Origin of the sequence: Peristeroidobacter agariperforans (assembly GCF_004138335.1) — a bacterium.
Classification (GTDB): domain Bacteria; phylum Pseudomonadota; class Gammaproteobacteria; order Steroidobacterales; family Steroidobacteraceae; genus Steroidobacter; species Steroidobacter agariperforans.
Window position 1 is genome coordinate 80,196 of record NZ_RYFW01000002.1, and the last position, 17,817, is coordinate 98,012.

Annotated in this window: 13 protein-coding genes; 7 read left to right on the top strand and 6 right to left on the bottom strand. The window is 63.2% G+C overall.

The genetic code is table 11. The features are described from left to right. Window positions 1-30 precede the first annotated feature (30 nt). From EK373_RS14250 to gnd, 3 genes are all read left to right on the top strand, one after another. Window positions 31-2,091: a M13 family metallopeptidase gene (locus EK373_RS14250; protein WP_129643953.1), complete on the top strand. Its 2,061-nt coding sequence runs from the start codon at window positions 31-33 to the stop codon at window positions 2,089-2,091. Then, complete coding sequence (locus EK373_RS14255) at window positions 2,088-4,541, top strand: S8/S53 family peptidase (RefSeq protein WP_129643956.1); 2,454 nt, start codon at window positions 2,088-2,090, stop codon at window positions 4,539-4,541. Before EK373_RS14250 ends, EK373_RS14255 begins: the two co-directional genes overlap by 4 nt. An 83-nt stretch (window positions 4,542-4,624) precedes the next feature. Next, a complete protein-coding gene (gene gnd / locus EK373_RS14260; protein WP_129643959.1) occupies window positions 4,625-6,079 on the top strand; it encodes a decarboxylating NADP(+)-dependent phosphogluconate dehydrogenase in 1,455 nt (484 codons plus the stop codon). Between the two features lie 236 nt (window positions 6,080-6,315). Here the strand turns inward: gnd and EK373_RS14265 are convergent, their stop codons facing one another. Beyond that, window positions 6,316-7,653 (bottom strand): hypothetical protein, encoded by a 1,338-nt coding sequence (locus tag EK373_RS14265; RefSeq protein WP_129643962.1) that lies wholly within the window; start codon window positions 7,651-7,653, stop codon window positions 6,316-6,318. Between the two features lie 120 nt (window positions 7,654-7,773). Here EK373_RS14265 and EK373_RS14270 point away from each other — a divergent pair, with 120 nt between their 5' ends. Together EK373_RS14270 and EK373_RS14275 are read left to right on the top strand one after the other, a co-directional pair. Then, on the top strand, window positions 7,774-8,193 hold the full coding sequence (locus EK373_RS14270; RefSeq protein ID WP_129643964.1) for a VOC family protein: 420 nt from the start codon (window positions 7,774-7,776) through the stop codon (window positions 8,191-8,193). 59 nt (window positions 8,194-8,252) lie between these two features. Beyond that, window positions 8,253-8,858 carry an ATP-dependent Clp protease proteolytic subunit gene (locus EK373_RS14275; RefSeq protein WP_129643967.1) on the top strand — a complete coding sequence of 202 codons (606 nt, stop codon included), beginning with the start codon at window positions 8,253-8,255 and terminating at the stop codon, window positions 8,856-8,858. Here EK373_RS14275 and EK373_RS14280 read toward each other — a convergent pair. Then, on the bottom strand, window positions 8,850-9,803 hold the full coding sequence (locus EK373_RS14280) for a LysR family transcriptional regulator (protein WP_198683344.1): 954 nt from the start codon (window positions 9,801-9,803) through the stop codon (window positions 8,850-8,852). The two genes, EK373_RS14275 and EK373_RS14280, sit on opposite strands and share 9 nt — an antisense overlap. A 124-nt stretch (window positions 9,804-9,927) precedes the next feature. Here EK373_RS14280 and EK373_RS14285 point away from each other — a divergent pair, with 124 nt between their 5' ends. Both EK373_RS14285 and EK373_RS14290 read left to right on the top strand, forming a co-directional pair. Then, a complete protein-coding gene (locus tag EK373_RS14285; protein ID WP_129643969.1) occupies window positions 9,928-11,190 on the top strand; it encodes an acyl-CoA dehydrogenase family protein in 1,263 nt (420 codons plus the stop codon). 923 nt (window positions 11,191-12,113) lie between these two features. Further along, on the top strand, window positions 12,114-12,317 hold the full coding sequence (locus EK373_RS14290; protein ID WP_129643971.1) for a hypothetical protein: 204 nt from the start codon (window positions 12,114-12,116) through the stop codon (window positions 12,315-12,317). Window positions 12,318-12,322: 5 nt separating this feature from the next. On the opposite strand, the gene EK373_RS14295 is transcribed toward EK373_RS14290, so the two are convergent. From EK373_RS14295 to EK373_RS14310, 4 genes are all read right to left on the bottom strand, one after another. Next, complete coding sequence (locus EK373_RS14295) at window positions 12,323-13,288, bottom strand: FAD binding domain-containing protein (protein ID WP_129643973.1); 966 nt, start codon at window positions 13,286-13,288, stop codon at window positions 12,323-12,325. Between the two features lie 2 nt (window positions 13,289-13,290). Next, complete coding sequence (locus tag EK373_RS14300) at window positions 13,291-15,666, bottom strand: xanthine dehydrogenase family protein molybdopterin-binding subunit (protein ID WP_129643975.1); 2,376 nt, start codon at window positions 15,664-15,666, stop codon at window positions 13,291-13,293. Further along, on the bottom strand, window positions 15,663-16,202 hold the full coding sequence (locus EK373_RS14305; protein ID WP_129643977.1) for a (2Fe-2S)-binding protein: 540 nt from the start codon (window positions 16,200-16,202) through the stop codon (window positions 15,663-15,665). Before EK373_RS14305 ends, EK373_RS14300 begins: the two co-directional genes overlap by 4 nt. A gap of 140 nt (window positions 16,203-16,342) precedes the next feature. Then, window positions 16,343-17,761, bottom strand: coding sequence for a TolC family outer membrane protein (locus tag EK373_RS14310; protein ID WP_157994368.1), 1,419 nt, complete (start codon window positions 17,759-17,761; stop codon window positions 16,343-16,345). Between the last annotated feature and the right edge of the window lie 56 nt (window positions 17,762-17,817).

Below are 17,817 nucleotides of genomic sequence, written 5' to 3' on the forward strand. Positions count from 1 at the left end.
TGGATAACACTGACAGGAACCTGGTAGGGCATGAAAAAATCATTGCTGCTGATCGTGGCGCTGGCGCTGAGCTCTGGCTGTGCCAAACAGGAGCCGAAGCCGGTCGCGGACGCCAACGCCGATGCTCCGGCCGCGCCGAAGGTTGAGCTGGGAGAATTCGGCTTGGACCTGACCGCCGGCAATCCTCAGGTCAAGCCCGGCGACGACTTCTTCGCATTTGCCAGCGGCAAGTGGTACGACACGTTCGAGATTCCGCCGGATCGCTCGTCCTACGGCCCGTTCCACAAGCTCAGCGATCTCTCCGAGGAGCGCGTCAAGAAGCTGATCGAGCAGGCCGCGCAGGCCAGCCCGGCCGCCGGCACGCCGGAGCAGAAGGTCGGCGATTACTTCGCGAGCTTCATGGATGAGGCCGGCATCGAGGCTCGGGGCGTCCAGCCCATCGAGGCGGATCTCGCGCGCATCCAGGCGGCGAAGACCAAGAAAGACATCGCGACTTTGTTCGGCTTGCCGGGCTTCATGTCAACGTTCGGCGTCGGCATCTCGCCGGACATGAAGAATCCCAGCCGCTATTCCATCGAGATCGGCCAGAGCGGGCTGGGTCTGCCGGATCGCGATTACTATCTGAAAGACGATGCCAAGCTCAAAGAGCATCGCGCCAAGTACCTGGAGTTCATCGAGCAGATGCTCACGCTCGGTGGGGTCCCGGATGCGGCCAAAAAGGCGCGCGGCATCCTGGAATTCGAAACGGCGCTGGCCAAAGTGCAATGGCCGCTGGAGAAGCGCCGCGACGCCGAGGCGAATTACAACCCGCGCACCAAGGCTCAGTTGCTTGCTTACGCGCCGGGCTTCGACTGGCAGGCGTTCTTCGACGCGTCCGATGTCGGTGCGCGCGAGAACTTCGTGCTCGGTCCGCTCACCGCGATTCGCGACAGCGCGAAGGTCGTCGACAAAACGTCGCTGGATACGCTGAAGGATTACCTCACGTTCCATCTGCTGCGCACGAATTCGCCGTTCCTGCCGAAGCGCTTCGATCAAGCGAACTTCGCGTTCTACGGGCAGCAGCTGCGTGGCCAGCCGCAGCAGCGTGACCGTTGGAAGCGGGGTGTCGCGATCACCAACGACGCGCTCGGCGAGCTGGTCGGCCAGGTCTACGTCAAGGAATATTTCCCGCCCGAGTCGAAGGCCAAGATGGAAGTGCTGGTCGGCAACCTGCGCGCGGCGCTGAAGGAGCGACTGGCGAATCTGAGCTGGATGAGCCCGGATACGCGCAAGCGCGCCGAGGAGAAGCTCAACACCTTCGTTGCGAAGATCGGCTATCCCGACAAATGGAAGGACTACTCGGCGCTCGAAGTGAAGCGTGACGACGTTATCGGCAACGTGCGTCGTGCGTCGATCTGGGATTGGAACCGGCAGGTCGCGCGCCTGGATCAGCCCGTCGATCGTGACGAATGGTTCATGAACGTCACCGACATCAACGCCTATTACAACCCGCTCAACAACGAGATCGTGTTCCCGGCCGCCATCCTGCAGCCGCCGTTCTTCGATCCGGCCGCCGACGACGCGGTGAACTACGGCGGCATCGGCGCGGTCATCGGTCACGAGATCGGCCACGGCTTCGACGATCAAGGCCGCAAGTTCGCGCCGGACGGCAGCTTGACCGACTGGTGGACCAAGGCCGACGCCGATGCGTTTGGCGCCAAAACGAAGGTGCTGGTCGATCAGTACTCAGCGTTCGACGCGCTGCCGGGGCTGAAGGTCAACGGCGCCACCTCGCTCGGCGAGAACATCGGCGATCTCGGCGGCCTGAACATGGCCTATGAGGCGTATCACAACTCGTTGCAGGGCAAGCCGGCGCCGGTGCTCGGCGGCCTGACCGGCGACCAGCGCTTCTTCCTGTCCTGGGCGCAGGTGTGGCGAACCAAGATCCGTGACGAGGCGATGCGCGCGCAGGTGCTGTCGGATCCGCACGCTCCACCGTATTTCCGAGTCAATGGCGCTGTGCGTAACATGGACGAATGGTATGCCGCATTCGACGTGAAGCCTGGCGACAAGTTGTTCCTGGCGCCAGAGCAGCGAGTAAAGATCTGGTGACATTGCGCCCGGCGTGGATGCGCCGGGCTTGGCCCGTGGCGATGCTGGGCATCGCCACGTTGGCTGGCTGCAGTAAAGCGCCGCCCGAACCGCCGCCGGCGCCTCCACCCCTCAGCAAACAAGGGCTGTCGCTTTCTTCCTGGAAAGCCGCGAGCCCCGATCTGCACGACCGTCTGCTGCTCGCCAACGCCACGGCCAAGGGCGACACCGAGGCCATGGTCATGGTGGCCACCGAGGTCGGCAAGACCAAGGAAGTGGCGGCCGCGATCGCCGCGCTCGGCGGCGACATTCAAACGCGCTTCGACGAGGTCGGCTATCTGCGAGTGAGGCTCGCGCTGGATCGCTTCGCCGAAGTTGGCGCGTTACCCAACGTGCTGATGGCGCACCTCGACGGTGGCGGTGCGCACGGTTTGTATGCCAACGATCGCGACCTGGTCCGCTATCCATTGAGCGACGCGGATCAATCTCCAGCCACGCACCGGCAGTCGCCAGAGTCGACCGATACTTTGTTAGGCAACGATGTCGGCTCTGCCTCGTCTTCGCTCGCGATCGAGATCGAGTCGCTCCTGACTGCCGCGGTCAGCAATGAGAACAAAGTTCTGGCGCGCGATGAGGATGGTGGCAGATTGCCGGGCGGCGGGCTCGATCTGTTCGCGCTCATGGCGAATCGCGCTTTCGAAGTTCACAGCACGCCGCTGTTATTTGCCGCTGGCGCGTTTGGCCGCGTGGAAAGTGTGACGGGCGCGTCGAGCGGGCGACGCGTGATCTCTGTTGGCGAGTTTGCAGACAATCGGCTTGCGGTGACGGCTTCGCTCGGCCCGGCTGCAGATGGCGCTTCGAAGCCCGATGTCCTTGCGCCGGGCGGCTTTGCAAACGCTGCCAGCGAGACCGAAGCTCTGATCGCCGCCGCGCGAGCCGAGAACCTTCCTGCCGATGCTCGTCATATCGCTTGGGCGCTCCGCATGAGCGCGCGGCGAGTCGAAAGCCTGCAAGCGCATCAGCAGGGCTTCGGTGTCATCGATACCGCTCGCGCGCTGGAACTGCTGAAGCAGTTGCGCGACAGCAAGTTGGACTTGCCGGATATTCAGACGCGCGCGCCGGTCAAGACATACCTGTCGCGTTTCCTGCCTGAGCCGGGCATTGGCCAGGGGTTGTATGAACGCGAGGGGTGGCTGGCGCGCCAGAAGGACACGCGCAAAATCACCTTGCTCCGTCAAAGCGGCGCCGATACCCCGCTGACTTATTCACTGCAGTGGCAAGGCAACGATGGAACATTCAAGACGGCACAGCAAGAGGTGTCGCTGCCGTTCAACGAGCCTGTCGAGATTCCGCTCGAGATTTCGGCCGCGGATGTCGGCGTTCACAGCGCGCAGTTGTATCTGATCGATAAGGCGAGCGGATTGCCGGTACACGCGCTCATGACCACGATCGTCGCGGCGGAGCCGTTCACGGCAGCGAACAACTACCGCGTCGAGCTTCGCGAGCAATCGCTGCCCGGCGCAAGCGTGAAAAGATATTTTCTGGACGTGGCGCCGAACATCGGCTCGCTGCGGCTGGAGGCGGGGGTCGGCGCCGGGCAGGTGCAACTGATGCTCACCGGCGGCGAGCTCGATTTGCTGCCATCGAAGATCATTGCGCCAAACCAGCCGGCCGTGTTGCTCGTGCCGTATCCGCCGCCCGGCGTGTATGAAGTTACCGTGCTGCCGACCAGTGCCGGCGCGAAGGATGTGAGCGTCGCTGCATCCATTCGCTATGTCGATTCGCAACTGGACGACAAGGTGCCGGGCGTCAACTCGACTACGTTCTGGCTGAACAATATCTACGCGCCTCTGCAACGGAGCGAAATCGTCGCGGAAGTCGGTGCGCGTCGCGTGCTGAAAGACGTTGGCGGCGCGGGCGGCATGCGTGCGTACAACATTTCAGTCGAGCCTGGCAGCACGACGTTACGAGTCGCGGCGTCGCCGCCCGACGGGCGCGCTCGCATCGGCCTTTACTTGTATGACTGTGTCACCGGCGCGTGCAAGTTGTGGGGCAGTGAAGTCTTTACGCGACCTGCAACCAAGTCGCTGTCGGTTGCGACGCCGCGTCCTGGATTGTGGCGGGTCGTCGTCGATGCCACCGCTCCGGGAACGGCATTCGAGTACACCCAGATCGTGACGCATCCTCGCTTCGGCGCCGGCGCCGTTGCCGGTGAGAACACGGCGCGCAAGACCGGCGCGCGCTGGAATCAGAAGGTGAGCTTTCAGGTTGGCGCAGCGGCGCCCTTCGGGCACGACCTCGTCGGGTTGATGGATATCATCGATCCGGTCAGTGAAGCCGACGAACGCGCTGCGCCGTTCAGCGACTGGCAGGCAACTGGCGACGCTCGCCATCAGCCGCTGCGTCCGGTGCGACTGACGACTCAGGTGTTGCGGCTGGATGTCAGGGGTGCGCCCGCGTCCGGATCGTGAATTGGTGAATCAAACTACGCACGTCCATTCCTGGCGTTGCGCCAGCAAGTCTCGTATAACCGGCGCAGCGATTGGAGGTAGGTATGACTGAGTTTGCAGACGTCGGTTTGATCGGGCTCGCGGTGATGGGCGAGAACCTGGCGCTCAACATGGAGAGCCGCGGCTTTCGCGTCGCTGTCTTCAATCGCACCACTGCACGGGTCGACGATTTCATCCAGGGGCGCGCCAGGGGCAAGCGCTTCATCGGCGCCCATGACTTGAAGGAATTCGTCGGGTCTTTGCAAAAGCCGCGCAAGATCGTGATGCTGGTGAAGGCCGGCGCCGCCGTCGATCAATTGATCGATCAGCTGCTGCCGCTGCTGGAGCGCGGCGACATTCTCATCGATGGCGGCAACAGCCTGTTCACGGACACTATCCGTCGCACGAAGCGAGTTGAGGAAAGCGGCATGCTGTTCGTCGGCTCCGGCGTGTCGGGCGGCGAAGAGGGCGCATTGCATGGTCCTTCGCTGATGCCCGGCGGCAGCGCCGCCGCGTGGCCGCACATCAAACCGATTTTCCAAGCGATCGCCGCGCGCACTCCGGACGGCGAGCCGTGTTGCGACTGGATGGGCGAAAACGGCGCCGGCCACTTCGTGAAGATGGTCCACAACGGCATCGAGTACGGCGACATCCAGCTCATCTGCGAAACCTACGATGTGATGAAGCGCGTGTTGGGCATGAGCAATGCCGAGATGCACGACGTGTTCGCCGAATGGAATCGCGCCGAGCTGGACAGTTATCTGATCGAGATCACTCGCGACATCCTCGGCTTCCTCGACAAGAACGGCGAAGCGACCGTCGACAAGATCCTCGATGCGGCCGGCCAGAAGGGCACGGGCAAGTGGACTGTGATCGAGTCGCTGGATGAAGGGACGCCGCTCACGCTGATCGGTGAGGCCGTGTTTGCTCGTGCGCTATCGGCGGCGAAGGAAGAGCGCGTCAATGCGTCCAAACAACTCAAGCCGGTGGTGAGCGAGTTCAAAGGCGAACGCAAGCAGCTCATCGACGATCTTCGCCAGGCGTTGTATGCGTCGAAGATCATCAGCTACGCGCAGGGTTATCAGTTGATGCGCGCGGCCGCGAAGACCTATCAGTGGAATCTGAACTACGGCGGCATCGCGCTGGTCTGGCGCGCGGGCTGCATCATTCGCTCGGCGTTCCTGGGAGACATCAAGAAAGCTTTCGAGCGCGATTCGCAGTTGGTCAACCTGCTGCTGGATCCTTTCTTCCGGGAGGCGGTGTCGAGCCGACAGGCCGGCTGGCGTCGAGCGATCGTCGCGGCGGTTCAGAGTGGCATTCCGGTGCCGTGCATGAGTGCCGCTTTGTCGTATTTCGACGGCTATCGTGCCGAACGGCTGCCGGCAAACCTGTTGCAAGCTCAGCGCGATTTCTTCGGCGCGCACACCTACGAGCGTATCGATCAGCCGCGCGGTCAATTCTTCCACACGGATTGGACCGGGCACGGCGGTGCTACGACATCTCGTTCATATAGCGCGTAGCGTCGATATGCGGTCCGAGCGCCGCTGAGTTGCTTCCCAGTCATCGCGAAAATACCGCGGGCGATATGTGTTGAATATAGGCCGCCGATCCGACAGGGTGGCGGTGTCACTCCTCTCAGTGTGACAGTGAAGAAGGAGAACACCGCCGGCAACGGATCTGCTGGGTGTCGGCGCGCCGCGGACCACAAAGCTCGTGACGGTGAGTTTTGAATCCGCGGCGTCCGTTTATTTCATGACTACTGCTTGATCATCGGCTGGCTGGGCGGCGGAGGGCGCAGTCGATCGCGCTTCTGGCCGAATTGCATTTCGACGGCGATGCCGATTTCGGGACTGGCTTCACGTTCTTCGCTGAGCTTCCGGCGCGGCCAGGAAACACCGCCGCGCAGCTCGAGAATCAACCACTCGGGAGTGAGCTGACGGCGCATGATCAAGCGCGCCGCCGTGCGTGTCATCTGTACTTCGTTGTCGGTCTCGCCTTCGACCTGCGCCTGCCACGCGAGGCCGGTGCGCTGGCCGACGCTTTGAAACAAGGTCAATTGCGAGTACCACTCCAGGCCGATCGTTTCCTCGGTGAACTTGCCGAGGTTCGCCCAGCGCAGCAGGAAACGATCGGAGATAACGCGATCGAGATTGATGCGCGTGGTCGTGCCGAACCCTTCGGTGTTCTGCCAGAACACGGTTTCGCGTGCGGTGAAAACATACCGCTCGGCGAAGGAGCGCACCACTTCATATCGAGCGCGCGCGTACGGATCGAGCGGCAGGTCGATGCGCACGCCGACGCCCGCATCGAAATCGTTACCGGTGCGCTCGGGGCTGGAATAGCCCAAGCCGACCAGCACGCTCTCGTCTTCGAGCGTGCCGAACTGACGCGTCGGCAACGCGTCGAAGTCGCCTTCGGTATCGCTGATGTAATCGTCTTCGCCGACGCGGCCGGCGAACGCGGAGATGCGCTCGTCCCACTGCGGCAGTTGCAGACGCGCACGGAAGCGCAGGCGTGGATCGAAGCCGTCGTAGTCGCTCCACAGAAGGCCGGTCGTTACAGTGCCGTACGTTGCGTGATATTCGTCGCGGTAGATCTGATCGCCGAACAAGCCATCGAGCCATGCAGACGATGCGCAGGCCCCGACCGTGAGGCTGCGACGCACGCGCTGTAGGACACCGACATCGCCGGCGGGCGGCTGTGCGCAGATCTCCATCGGGCCCGCTTCCACCTTTTTATCTTGCGGCGGCCCGGCGGCTTCGGGATCTTCAGTCTGCGGCTCGCGCTCCAGCGTGCCCGGCTCGGCTTCGTCCTGTTGCAAGACCGGGTCGCGCAACGGACCTTGATTCACATCCTGCGGATTGGGCTCGGGCTTGTCGCCCGGCTGTTCGGGTTGTTCCGGGGCGTCGTCCGGGATATCGGGATCGGGCTGAACGGGTTCACCCTGCTGGGGCGCCGGTTGTGGGCCGGGCTCGGGCGTTTGCGCCAGGGCATGGCTGCTCCAGATCAGGAGCCATAGCAGCGCCAGCGCTATCGCCAGGGGCGATAACCATGACCGTGGAACTGCGTCGAGTCTTGGCGCATCCGCACCCATATGTCCTTTTTTTGCCGGTAGCCTCGGGGAAATCAACGCAATCCCATTGCCGGAGTTCCTTGTGGGCCCGCCGCTGCGTTTATCATCGCTGGTCTTGTTCTGTCGTCGAGGGTATCGCCCATGAGGTATCTGCACACTATGGTGCGCGTCACGGATCTGACGGCTTCCTTGCGCTTCTACTGCGAGGCGCTTGGATTGCGCGAGATTCGCCGCATCGACAACGAGAAGGGTCGCTTCACGCTGGTGTTCCTGGCGGCGCCGGGCGACGAGCAGGCTCAGGTCGAGCTGACCTACAACTGGGACCCGGAAAAGTACGGCATCGGGCGCGCTTTCGGCCATCTGGCGTATGAAGTCGACGACATCTATGCGGCCTGCCAGCGGCTGATCGATCATGGCGTGACCATCAACCGTCCGCCGCGCGACGGCCGCATGGCGTTCGTGCGCTCACCTGACAATATCTCGGTCGAGTTGTTGCAGCAGGGCGGCTCGCTCGAGCCGCGCGAGCCCTGGAAGTCCATGGGCAACACCGGCGAGTGGTAGAATCCGCGTCCGCCCAAGGCATGTCTGTACGAGATTTAGTGCTCCAAGGAGTCTGTTCCATGTCCGCCCCCATCTTTAACGCCGAGCGAGAAGAGAAGCAGCCCGAGAAGACCGACCGTCCGGAGACGCTGGCGGAGCAGCTGTCGTTCAAGTCGCGTTTCGTGCTGGTGTTCGGCGAGATCAATCACACGGTCGCGCGCGGCGTGTGCGAGAGATTGATCGCTCTGTCGCAGCAATCGGATGCACCGATCCGCGTGCTGATTTCTTCGCCCGGCGGCCACGTCGAATCCGGCGACGCGATTCACGACATGATTCGTTTCATCAATGCGCCAGTCATCACCATCGGCACGGGCTGGGTGGCCAGCGCCGGCACGCACATTTTCCTGGCGGCTGAAAAGCAGAACCGCGTGTGCCTGCCGAATACCCGCTTCATGATCCATCAGCCTGCGGGCGGCGCCGGCGGTCCTGCGGCCGACATCGCCATTCAGGCCAAGGAAATCCTGCGCACCCGCGAGCGCATCGCGCGCACCATCGCGAAGCAGACCGGCCGGCCGTACGAGAAGGTCGTCGTCGATCTGGAACGTGACTTCTGGATGAGCGCCAACGAAGCGATCGATTACGGCATCGTGTCGCGAGTGGTCGAGTCGTACAAAGATCTAGCCTGATCGCTCGGCCAGGCAAGCCTTCACCTGCGCCCGGAACCATTGCGAGGCCGGGTCTTCGTCGACGTTGGAGTGCCAGTACAGGAAGGACTCCAACGGCGGCACTTCGATGGGAAAGGGCAACAGCTGATTGGCGGTTGCCCGATTGACGATCACCGCCTGGCCGCGAGTCATCGTCGCCAGCAGGTCGGACCGACTCACCACCTGACTGGCGGCCGCATGGTGCTGACAACGCATCTTGATGTGCCGTGACATTCCCAGCCGCGCCAGCGCGCCGTCTTCATAGCCGCCGCCCCGCCGCCGCCCGGTAATCAGAATGTGCGACAGGGACGTATACGTTTCGATGTCCAGTTTGCCTTGCACGACCGGATGATCGGCGCGCGCCAGCACCACCAGCGGCTCGGCCCCGATGCGCTCGCGTCGCACGTCATTCGATAACGGCAGCGCCACGTCGATCGCCAGATCGATCTCGCCACTTTGCAAATCTTCTTCGAGATCGCGGCGGTCGATGCGTACCGAAGCGATATCGATGTGCGAGGCCTCCTCGCCGATGCGGCTCATCAGCGCCGGCAGGAAGGTCAGCTCGTGCGATTCGCGGGCGGCAATGGTGAAACAGCGCTGCGCCGTGCCGGGCTCGAAGTGGCCGACGCGCTGGAGCATCTGTTCCAGGTTGCCGAGCGAGCTGGCGATGCTGTCGGCCAGCGAGCGCGCGCGCGGCGTCGGGATCATCTCGTGCCCCCGGCGTTCGAACAGCGGATCATTCAGCAGCTCGCGCAGACGCCCGAGCGCGTGACTGACCGCGGGTTGGGACAGGTGCAGACGCCGGCTGGCCGGCGTGATGCCACCCTCGCGGTAGATCGCGTCGAACACGGTAAACAGGTTGAGATCGATCCTGGACAGCTGCATCGAGCCTCCGGCGCCCATGGTCTGGCTGCTATTGTCGGGCATGGGCACCACTATGCATACCGCTGATTGGGCTGCATTCACACAATGCATTGGCGCCCCGGCCCGGCCAGACGGCAAGTTAGCGCATCGAGCGACCGATTGAAGCTACCCTCGAGGGGAGACGAGCATGGATTTCGAATACAGCCCACGCGTGCGCGAACTGCAGGCGCGCCTGCTGAAGTTCTTCGACGAGCACATCTATCCGAACGAAAAAGTCTACGAGAACGAAGTGGCGCAGAACCGCCGCAACGGCGATGCCTTCATTCCGACCAAGATCATCGAGGACTTGAAGGTCAAAGCGCGGGCCGCGGGCTTGTGGAATCTGTTCCTGCCCCATTCGCCGCGCGCGCCGGAAGGCTTGTCGAATCTCGAATATGCGCCGCTGTGCGAAATCATGGGCCGCGTGCCCTGGGCGCCGGAAGTGTTCAATTGCGCCGCGCCGGACACGGGCAACATGGAAACGATCGAGCGCTACGGCACCGAAGCTCACAAAGATAAATGGCTGGCGCCCTTGCTCAAGGGCGAGATTCGCTCGGCGTTTCTCATGACGGAGCCGGCGGTGGCGTCGTCGGATGCGACCAACATCGAATGCAGCATTCGCCGCGAGGGCGACGAGTACGTGATCAACGGCCGCAAGTGGTGGTCGAGCGGCGCGAACGATCCCCGCTGCAAGCTCTACATCGTCATGGGCAAGACCAATCCCGAGGCGAGCAAACATCAGCAGCAGTCGATGATCCTGGTGCCGGCGGACGCGAAGGGTGTGACGGTGATGCGGCACTTACCGGTGTTCGGGTTCGACGATGCGCCTCACGGTCACGCGGAGGTCGATCTCAAAGACGTGCGCGTGCCGGTGTCGAACATTTTGCTCGGCGAGGGCAGGGGCTTCGAAATCGCGCAGGGTCGCTTGGGGCCGGGGCGCATTCACCACTGCATGCGGTCGATCGGTGTCGCGGAGCGGGCCATCGAGTTGATGTGCAAACGGTTGAGCTCGCGTGTGGCGTTTGGCAAGCCGGTGTCGGCGCAGTCGGTGTGGCACGAGCGAATCGCGGATGCGCGTTGCATGATCGATCAGGCGCGCCTGCTGGTGTTGAGGGCGGCATACATGATGGACACGGTTGGCAACAAGGTCGCGAAGCAGGAGATCGCGCTGATCAAGGTCGTTGTTCCCAATATGACTCTGCAGGTTCTGGATTGGGCGATTCAGGCGCACGGCGCGGGCGGTGTGTCGAATGACTTCCCGCTGGCGAAGTTGTGGGCGGGGCAGAGGACGCTGCGTCTTGCTGATGGACCGGATGAGGTTCACCGGAATGCGATTGCCAAGTTGGAGCTGGCGCGGCACGTCCCGAGGGCGGGAGCTGACGTGGAGATGCCAGTTACTCGGGGGAGTTGATCACGCCTGAGTTTGTCGTCTGCGTCGCCGGGGATGTCCTAGCTCGGCGTCGCTGTCGGAGGCGTGGTGGTCTGCGGCGCCGGGAACGTCCTAGGTCTTCCCGGCACCGTGCTCCCCGTCACTCGCGCTATCGCGCGGATTCCTTGGGTCCCGTCCCTGGGCGCACTGCTCCGGCGAGGTCCCTCTCGTCCGAAGCTGCCGGGAAGACCTAGGACATTCCCGACGCCGCCGAAACGTCACTGGCGCATTCGCGCGTGACTCTGCTCCGACCGTGCAACCGTTGGTTGTGAGTTTGAGGTTGATCGATGTCGACGCTCAGTTGCGGCCGCGCTGGCGCGGCCGCCGGGTGACGTAACAGCAGTTCGGTCGAGCAGATCTCTGTTGCGAGTCAGTGGCCTCGCCGCAGTTCGATCGGGCAGCTCTCTTCCGCGAGTCGTCGCGAAGACGACTCGTCTAGTTTCGCGCGATAGCAAGAAACGTGAGCGCTCGTTGGAGCGCGGTAGCCGCGACCGCAGGTCGCCCGTCCGACTTCGCAGCTGACGTCTCGGCGGCGTCGGGAGCGACCTACCTCCTTCCGGCAGCTTTTCGGCACAGGGACGGGGCCGAAACAGCAGGGCTCACCATGGACGTGACGCGAGGAGCGCACTGCGCTCCGGCGGGCGCCCGGTCCCGGAAGGAGGTAGGTCGCTCCCGGCGACGCGAACCACCGACGCCTCCGACAGCAACGTTGAGCTAGGACACTACCCGTCCACGTAGACCACCGACGCCTCCGACAGCAACGTTGAGTCAGGACACTACCCGTCCACGTAGACCACCGACGCCTCCAGCTCTTCAAGCCACCACTGCAACCTTACGCGCCAATTCCACGTCTCAACTCCAAGAGCGCCGGTTCGGATCGGCGCAGGTCGGAGGAGGAGAGGGCGATGTCTTTCGTGCTGGTAGTGCTCGTCTGGTGCGTGCTGTTCGTGGTTGCCTGGCCGCTGGCGCTGCTCGCCATTTTTCTGTTGCCGCTCCTGTGGCTGTTGTCGCTGCCTTTCCGGGCGGTGGCGGTGGTGTTGGAGGCGTTGTTTGCCTTCATCAAGGCCGTGCTGTTCTTGCCGGCCCGGCTGTTGGGCTACCGGGGCTGATGCAGTTACTTCGCGGCGAGAATGGTCCGTTTGATCACGGTTTCCAATACAGGGACCTTGTAAGCGTTCCTCGCCAGCGGAGTCGCGCTTCGGATAGCCGCTGCAGCGGCTTCGCTGGCGGATTGGTCGTCGAGCGAACGGCCGACCAATATTTCCTCGGCATCCACGGCTCGCCGTGGGACGGGCGCTACCCAGCCTAGAACGACCTTCGCGCTCGCCACCGTATCTCCATTCATTTGCAGCACGACGGCCACGTCACAAATCGGCCAGTCGTAGCTGTCTCGCTCGGTTTGCTTGTGATACGCGCAACGTGTGCTCGGGTGAATTGGTGGGACGCTGATGTGAGTCAGGATCTCGCCGTCGGCGATGATGGTGTCACGGTCTCGCGTCATCGACGGCGGCAGCAGGAAGTCCTTCAGCGCAACGCTGCGCGACGCGCCTTTGCCCAACGTGAGGTGAATACTGGCGTCATAAGCGAGCAGCGGCGTGGCGAGTGTCGAGGCATGAACCATCACCGTCTGCTGGTTCTCGAAGATCGCGTGATGCTGATGCTCGCTATGGTCAGCTTCAGTGACGCGATGAAAATGCTCGTTGCGGAAATACCAGCAGCGCGGCCGCTGCAGCAGGTTGCCGCCGATGGTGGCCGCGTTTCTCACTTGGGGCGTAGCGGCGTGTGCTGCCGCGTCAGCCAGCGCTCGGTAGTGCGATCGAATGCCCGGCTGACGTTCGATCTGAGCCAGGGTCACCAGAGCGCCCAGCTGCATTCCTGAGTTGTCGAGCTTCACATCGCCGAGCGAAGGAATCGATTTGAGATTGACGACCCGCGCTGGCTGGACGATGCCTTCCTTCATCAGGTCGAGTAAATCCATGCCGCCTGCTTTCGCAATCACCGGCGCGTTCGCCGTCGTTGCCGTAAGCAGCGAGACGGCTTCATCGACCGACTTTGCATCCACCCACTCGAAGCTTCGCATGATCACTCCGCGCGCAAAGCCGCGAGGACGTTCGCGGGTGTCATGGGCAACGTGTAGATGCGCTTGCCCGTGGCGTTGAAGAACGCGTTGGCGATCGCGGCGGCGGTAGCAACATTGGCGGGCTCGGCAACGCCGCGCGCGTCCGTGGAAGATTGGGCGCCGATCAGTTCGATCAAATGCACTTCGATCTGCGGCGTCTCGCGAGAGCCGACGATCTTGTATTGATCGATGTTCGCATTGAGTTGCACGCCGGTCGCAGCGTCGAGGCGGCGGTCTTCGTAGAGTGCGTAACTCACGCCCTGAACGACGCCGCCGAGGATCTGGCTTTCGACGAGCTTGGGATTGATGGGCCGTCCGCAATCGTGCACGGCGAGCATGCGCTCAACCTTCACCGCGCCCGTCTGCGTATCGACGCAGACTTCGGCGAACTGCACACCGCCGATGGCGTGCGGGCTGATATTCAGCTCGCCGGCCTTGCGGGCGTAACCTTCGTAGTCGTCGCGGCGATCGGCTCGGTGCACGAGCGTCTCGATGCCAGCGCGCCGTAAAGCTTCGGCGAAGCCGAGCGAGGTTTTCGAGTCGCCGCGACGTTCGATGTGGCCCTTCTTGAAGATGAGCTCGTCCGCTGGTGCTTTCAGCAACGGCGCCACTCGCGAAGCAATGTCGCGGGCCGCTGCATGAGCAGCATTGCGCGCAGCGGGCGTAAGAGAGCTGGTGACGCGACTGCCGCCAGAGGGCGGGCCGGGAGGAAAGCGTGAGTCGCCGACATGAACTCGCACATCTTCTGCGCGCAAGCCCAATTCTTCGGCAACGACTTGAGCGAACACGGTTCGCGTGCCCGTGCCGATATCCTGCGTACCGCAGAAGGCGTCGACCGTGCCGTCGCCTGCAATGCGGATCTCACATGTGGTGTAGCTGTTCACGATGTAAGGCCACATGGACTGCGCCATGCCGATGCCGCGCTTGATCGGTCCTGCATCGCTGCCTGGTGCGCGTCGGCGCGACCAGCCAAATTTTTCCGCACCGATGCGACGCTCTGCCGCGCGAGCGCGAACGTCGTCGGCATCACGCGTATCGATCTTGTCTCGCATGGCGATGGGGTCGATGCCGAGGCGCGCAGCGACCGCGTCGATGGCCTGCTCGAGCGCGAATATTCCCTGTGTCTGGCCCGGGCCGCGGAATGCAGCGCAGGGGCCGGCGTTCGTGAAAACATCGTAGTGCTCGATGCTCACGTTCGGACACGGATACATGCTGTGATGGCACATGCCAACGCCCGCCCCAGCGGCGACGCCGCCAGTGCCGAAGCTGTGCAACTCGATTGCCGTCAGCGAGCCGTCGCGTTTCGCACCGATCTTCAGACGTTGTAGCGTGCTGGGACGATTGCCGACCGAGACATGCTCTTCCCGTCGATCCAGCACCAGGCGTACGGGGGCGCCCGCCTTGCGGGACAGGTGAATGGCGAGCGTGCCGTAGTTGCCCACACCGTATTTCGCGCCAAACCCGCCGCCGGTGTAGTCGCTGATGGCGCGGATCTTTTCCTTCGGCAGCTTGAAAATCTCCGCGGCCTCATCGCGCACGCTCATGACGTGCTGCGTCGATGCGTAGATCGTCAGTTCTTCGTCACGCCAATCGGCAACGATGCCATGAGGCTCGAGCGGCGTATGAGTCTGAACCTGAGTGCGGTATTCACCCTCGACGACGACATCGGCTTCCTTGAAGCCGCGTTCGATCTCACCTCGTGAGCCGCCTGTGCTCGGGCCGCGCAGGTTACCTTTTTGCGGCAGTCCTTGCGCCGCGCCGCCGCCACCGGCGGTGGCTCGCTGCTCGGTGGGACCAGGAAATACCGGAGGAGAGCTCGACTGGATCGCGTCCTCGAACTCCGTGACATGAGGGATGGGCTCATATTCGACTCGAATCAATTCGAGCGCGGCTTCCGCGGCTCGAGCGGATGTCGCAGCGACGGCCGCGATCGGTTGCCCGGTAAAGCGCACGATAGGATAAGGCTCGCTTGCTTCGTCACCGGGATCGCGCAGCTCTGCGATCATGAGTAAGCGTTCGAGCACGTGAACGGCGCGCACGCCCGGAGACTTTTCCGCTCGCGAGGTATCGATCGACTTGATGCGAGCGTGTGGCACCGTGCTGTTCAGTGTCCGCGCGTACAGCATTCTCGGCAGCTGCACGTCGAAGGTGTAGCGTGCCCGGCCGGTGACTTTGTCCAGCGCATCCATGCGTGGCACATCTTTGCCGACGACCTGCAGTTCCGCGTTCGCAGGCCACGCAGGCGGCTCGCCTCGAGGTACGTTGCGAGTGACCTGTTTGACGGCATCGCCGACGATGCCCGCGGGCAGCGAGCGCTGTTCGAAAGCGTCCGCGCTCATTTCGTTTTGCCTTTCCGGCTGGCGGCTGCGGCGGCCAGCGTGGCTTTGAAGATGTTGGGATAGGTTCCGCAGCGGCACAGGTGGCCGGAGATTGCGGTCTTCACATCGTCGAGCGTGCAATCGGGATTCCGGTTCACGAGCTGCGCGCAGCTCATCACCATGCCAGGCGTACAGAAGCCGCATTGGAGCGCATCGTGCTCGATGAAGGCCTGCTGTACCGGGTGCAGCTCGCCTGCACGGCTCAAGCCTTCAATTGTGGTGATATTCCGTTCGCGCACGTCGAGCGCGAGCGTCATGCAGCTGGCCGCAACCTCGCCATCGATCCATACCGTGCACGCCGAGCACGCTCCTCGATCGCAACCGATCTTGGTGCCGGTGAGCCCGAGCGCGTCGCGCAGGAATTCCACCAGTGTGGTGGCGGGATCGGCGAGCGCTGTGCGCACTTCACCGTTGATGAGCAAGGACAACGGCTGCGGCTCGGGACTGAACGTCCCGAGTTGTTCGCGGCCAGGTGGGTGCTGAGTAGCGACGCTCATGAGAGCCTCCGTCGAAGCCCGATCCTTCGGCGCCAGGTCCCTAGCGTGAATAAGATGGGCAACGCGCCGAGGCCGGTCGAGTTCCGATGGACAGGATGTCCAAGCGCCGGGCGTGCACCCCGGCCGATGACAACAACGGATCAGCGGGTAATCGTTCGCTCTCTCAGCGAGGCGTTGATCTCTTCCAGGTCGGCCCGGTCGAGCGTGCCGGTCGAGAACTGCAGCTGTAATACATTCAGGATGTAGTCGTATCGGCTGCGCGCGTAGTTGGTTTGCGCCTCGAACAATCTACGGCGCGCATCGAGCACGTCGACGGTGGTGCGAGTTCCTACTTCGAATCCCGCCTCGGTGGCTTGCAGCGCCGTGCGGCTGGATTCCAGCGCCTGGCGAAGCGCGCGCACGCGGGAGATTTCGCTCAGCACGCCGAGATAAGCGTCGCGAGCGGAGCGTTCGGTTTCGCGATTGGCTCGCTCCAGACGCTCACGGGCGGCGCGGTGCAGATAGACCGTCTGGCGCACCCGCGAGGAGGTGGCGCCGCCTGAGTAGATCGGCACGGTGACCTGAATGCCGATCGAATCCGTCGTCTGCGTTTGATCGGCGGGGGCGCGCGACACGCCGCCTTCATTGCGACCGACCTGGTCGCCGGTGAAGTCCTGATCGCCTCGGCTCGCGACCAGGTCGATGGAGGGCAGGTGACCCGAGCGCGCGACCCGCACGTCCTGTTTGGCGATGTCAGTTGCGAGCCGCGCCGAGATGACCGCCAGATTCTGTTCCAACGCGCGGCTCACCCATTGCTCCTCGTCCTCGGGATTGGGCGACTGCAAAGGCATGTCGTCGACCGGTGTCGCCAACGTATCGAACGATTCGCCGGTCAACTCACGCAACAACTCACGAGCCGTCGCCAGTGTGCGCTTGGCTGCAATCACGGCAGCGGCTGCCTGGTCGTGCGCGGCCTTCGCTTCCTGAACGTCGGTGATGGCGATCAGGCCGACTTCGAAACGCTTGTTTGCTTGTTCCAGCTGACGTGAGAACGCTTCCAGCGCCGCCGCGGCGGCGTCGACCGTGTCCTGCGCGGCCAGCACGTCGAAGTAACGCACCGAAGTGCGCTGAATCAGATCCTGCTGGGCGAACATATAATCCGCTTCGGCCTGCGCGACTTCGGCGTCGGCGCGCTTCAACGTCATCCACTGATCCCAGCGGAACAGACTCTGCCGCAGGGTGAGGTCATATTGTTTGGCGGTGATATCGGAGGTGCTGGTGATATCGATCGGCACCAGCGGGCTGAGCGGATCGGACGGGTCGCTGCGGGTCAGCGTGGTGCGGCCGCTGTCTTCATCGAACTTGCTGTACGAGCCTCCGACTTCGATCTGCGGCAGCAACGCCGCCAGCGCTTGCGGCTTGGATTCGCGGCTGGCGAGACGAAGCGCGTCCGCTTCTCTGATCTGCGGATCGTTCTGCAAGGCGCGTTGATAAACAGTGACCAGGTCGGCAGCATCGGCCGCCGCCGAAGCCAGGATCAGACTGCAAGCGGCGACGATGAGCGGAGCGCGTACTTTCATCTTGTTTCGTTCCAGTCCCAGTTGCGTTCGCCGGATGATGACACGCTGGCGAATTA

Bases quoted from the DNA above. Each gene is read 5' to 3' on its own strand.
- EK373_RS14280 (WP_198683344.1), bottom strand. From the start codon at position 9,803: ATGCCCGACAATAGCAGCCAGACCATGGGCGCCGGAGGCTCGATGCAG.
- EK373_RS14285 (WP_129643969.1), top strand. From the start codon at position 9,928: ATGGATTTCGAATACAGCCCACGCGTGCGCGAACTGCAGGCGCGCCTG.
- EK373_RS14295 (WP_129643973.1), bottom strand. From the start codon at position 13,288: ATGCGAAGCTTCGAGTGGGTGGATGCAAAGTCGGTCGATGAAGCCGTC.
- EK373_RS14310 (WP_157994368.1), bottom strand. From the start codon at position 17,761: ATGAAAGTACGCGCTCCGCTCATCGTCGCCGCTTGCAGTCTGATCCTG.
- EK373_RS14305 (WP_129643977.1), bottom strand. From the start codon at position 16,202: ATGAGCGTCGCTACTCAGCACCCACCTGGCCGCGAACAACTCGGGACG.
- EK373_RS14250 (WP_129643953.1), top strand. From the start codon at position 31: ATGAAAAAATCATTGCTGCTGATCGTGGCGCTGGCGCTGAGCTCTGGC.
- EK373_RS14275 (WP_129643967.1), top strand. From the start codon at position 8,253: ATGTCCGCCCCCATCTTTAACGCCGAGCGAGAAGAGAAGCAGCCCGAG.
- EK373_RS14270 (WP_129643964.1), top strand. From the start codon at position 7,774: ATGAGGTATCTGCACACTATGGTGCGCGTCACGGATCTGACGGCTTCC.
- EK373_RS14290 (WP_129643971.1), top strand. From the start codon at position 12,114: ATGTCTTTCGTGCTGGTAGTGCTCGTCTGGTGCGTGCTGTTCGTGGTT.
- gnd (WP_129643959.1), top strand. From the start codon at position 4,625: ATGACTGAGTTTGCAGACGTCGGTTTGATCGGGCTCGCGGTGATGGGC.
- EK373_RS14265 (WP_129643962.1), bottom strand. From the start codon at position 7,653: ATGGGTGCGGATGCGCCAAGACTCGACGCAGTTCCACGGTCATGGTTA.
- EK373_RS14300 (WP_129643975.1), bottom strand. From the start codon at position 15,666: ATGAGCGCGGACGCTTTCGAACAGCGCTCGCTGCCCGCGGGCATCGTC.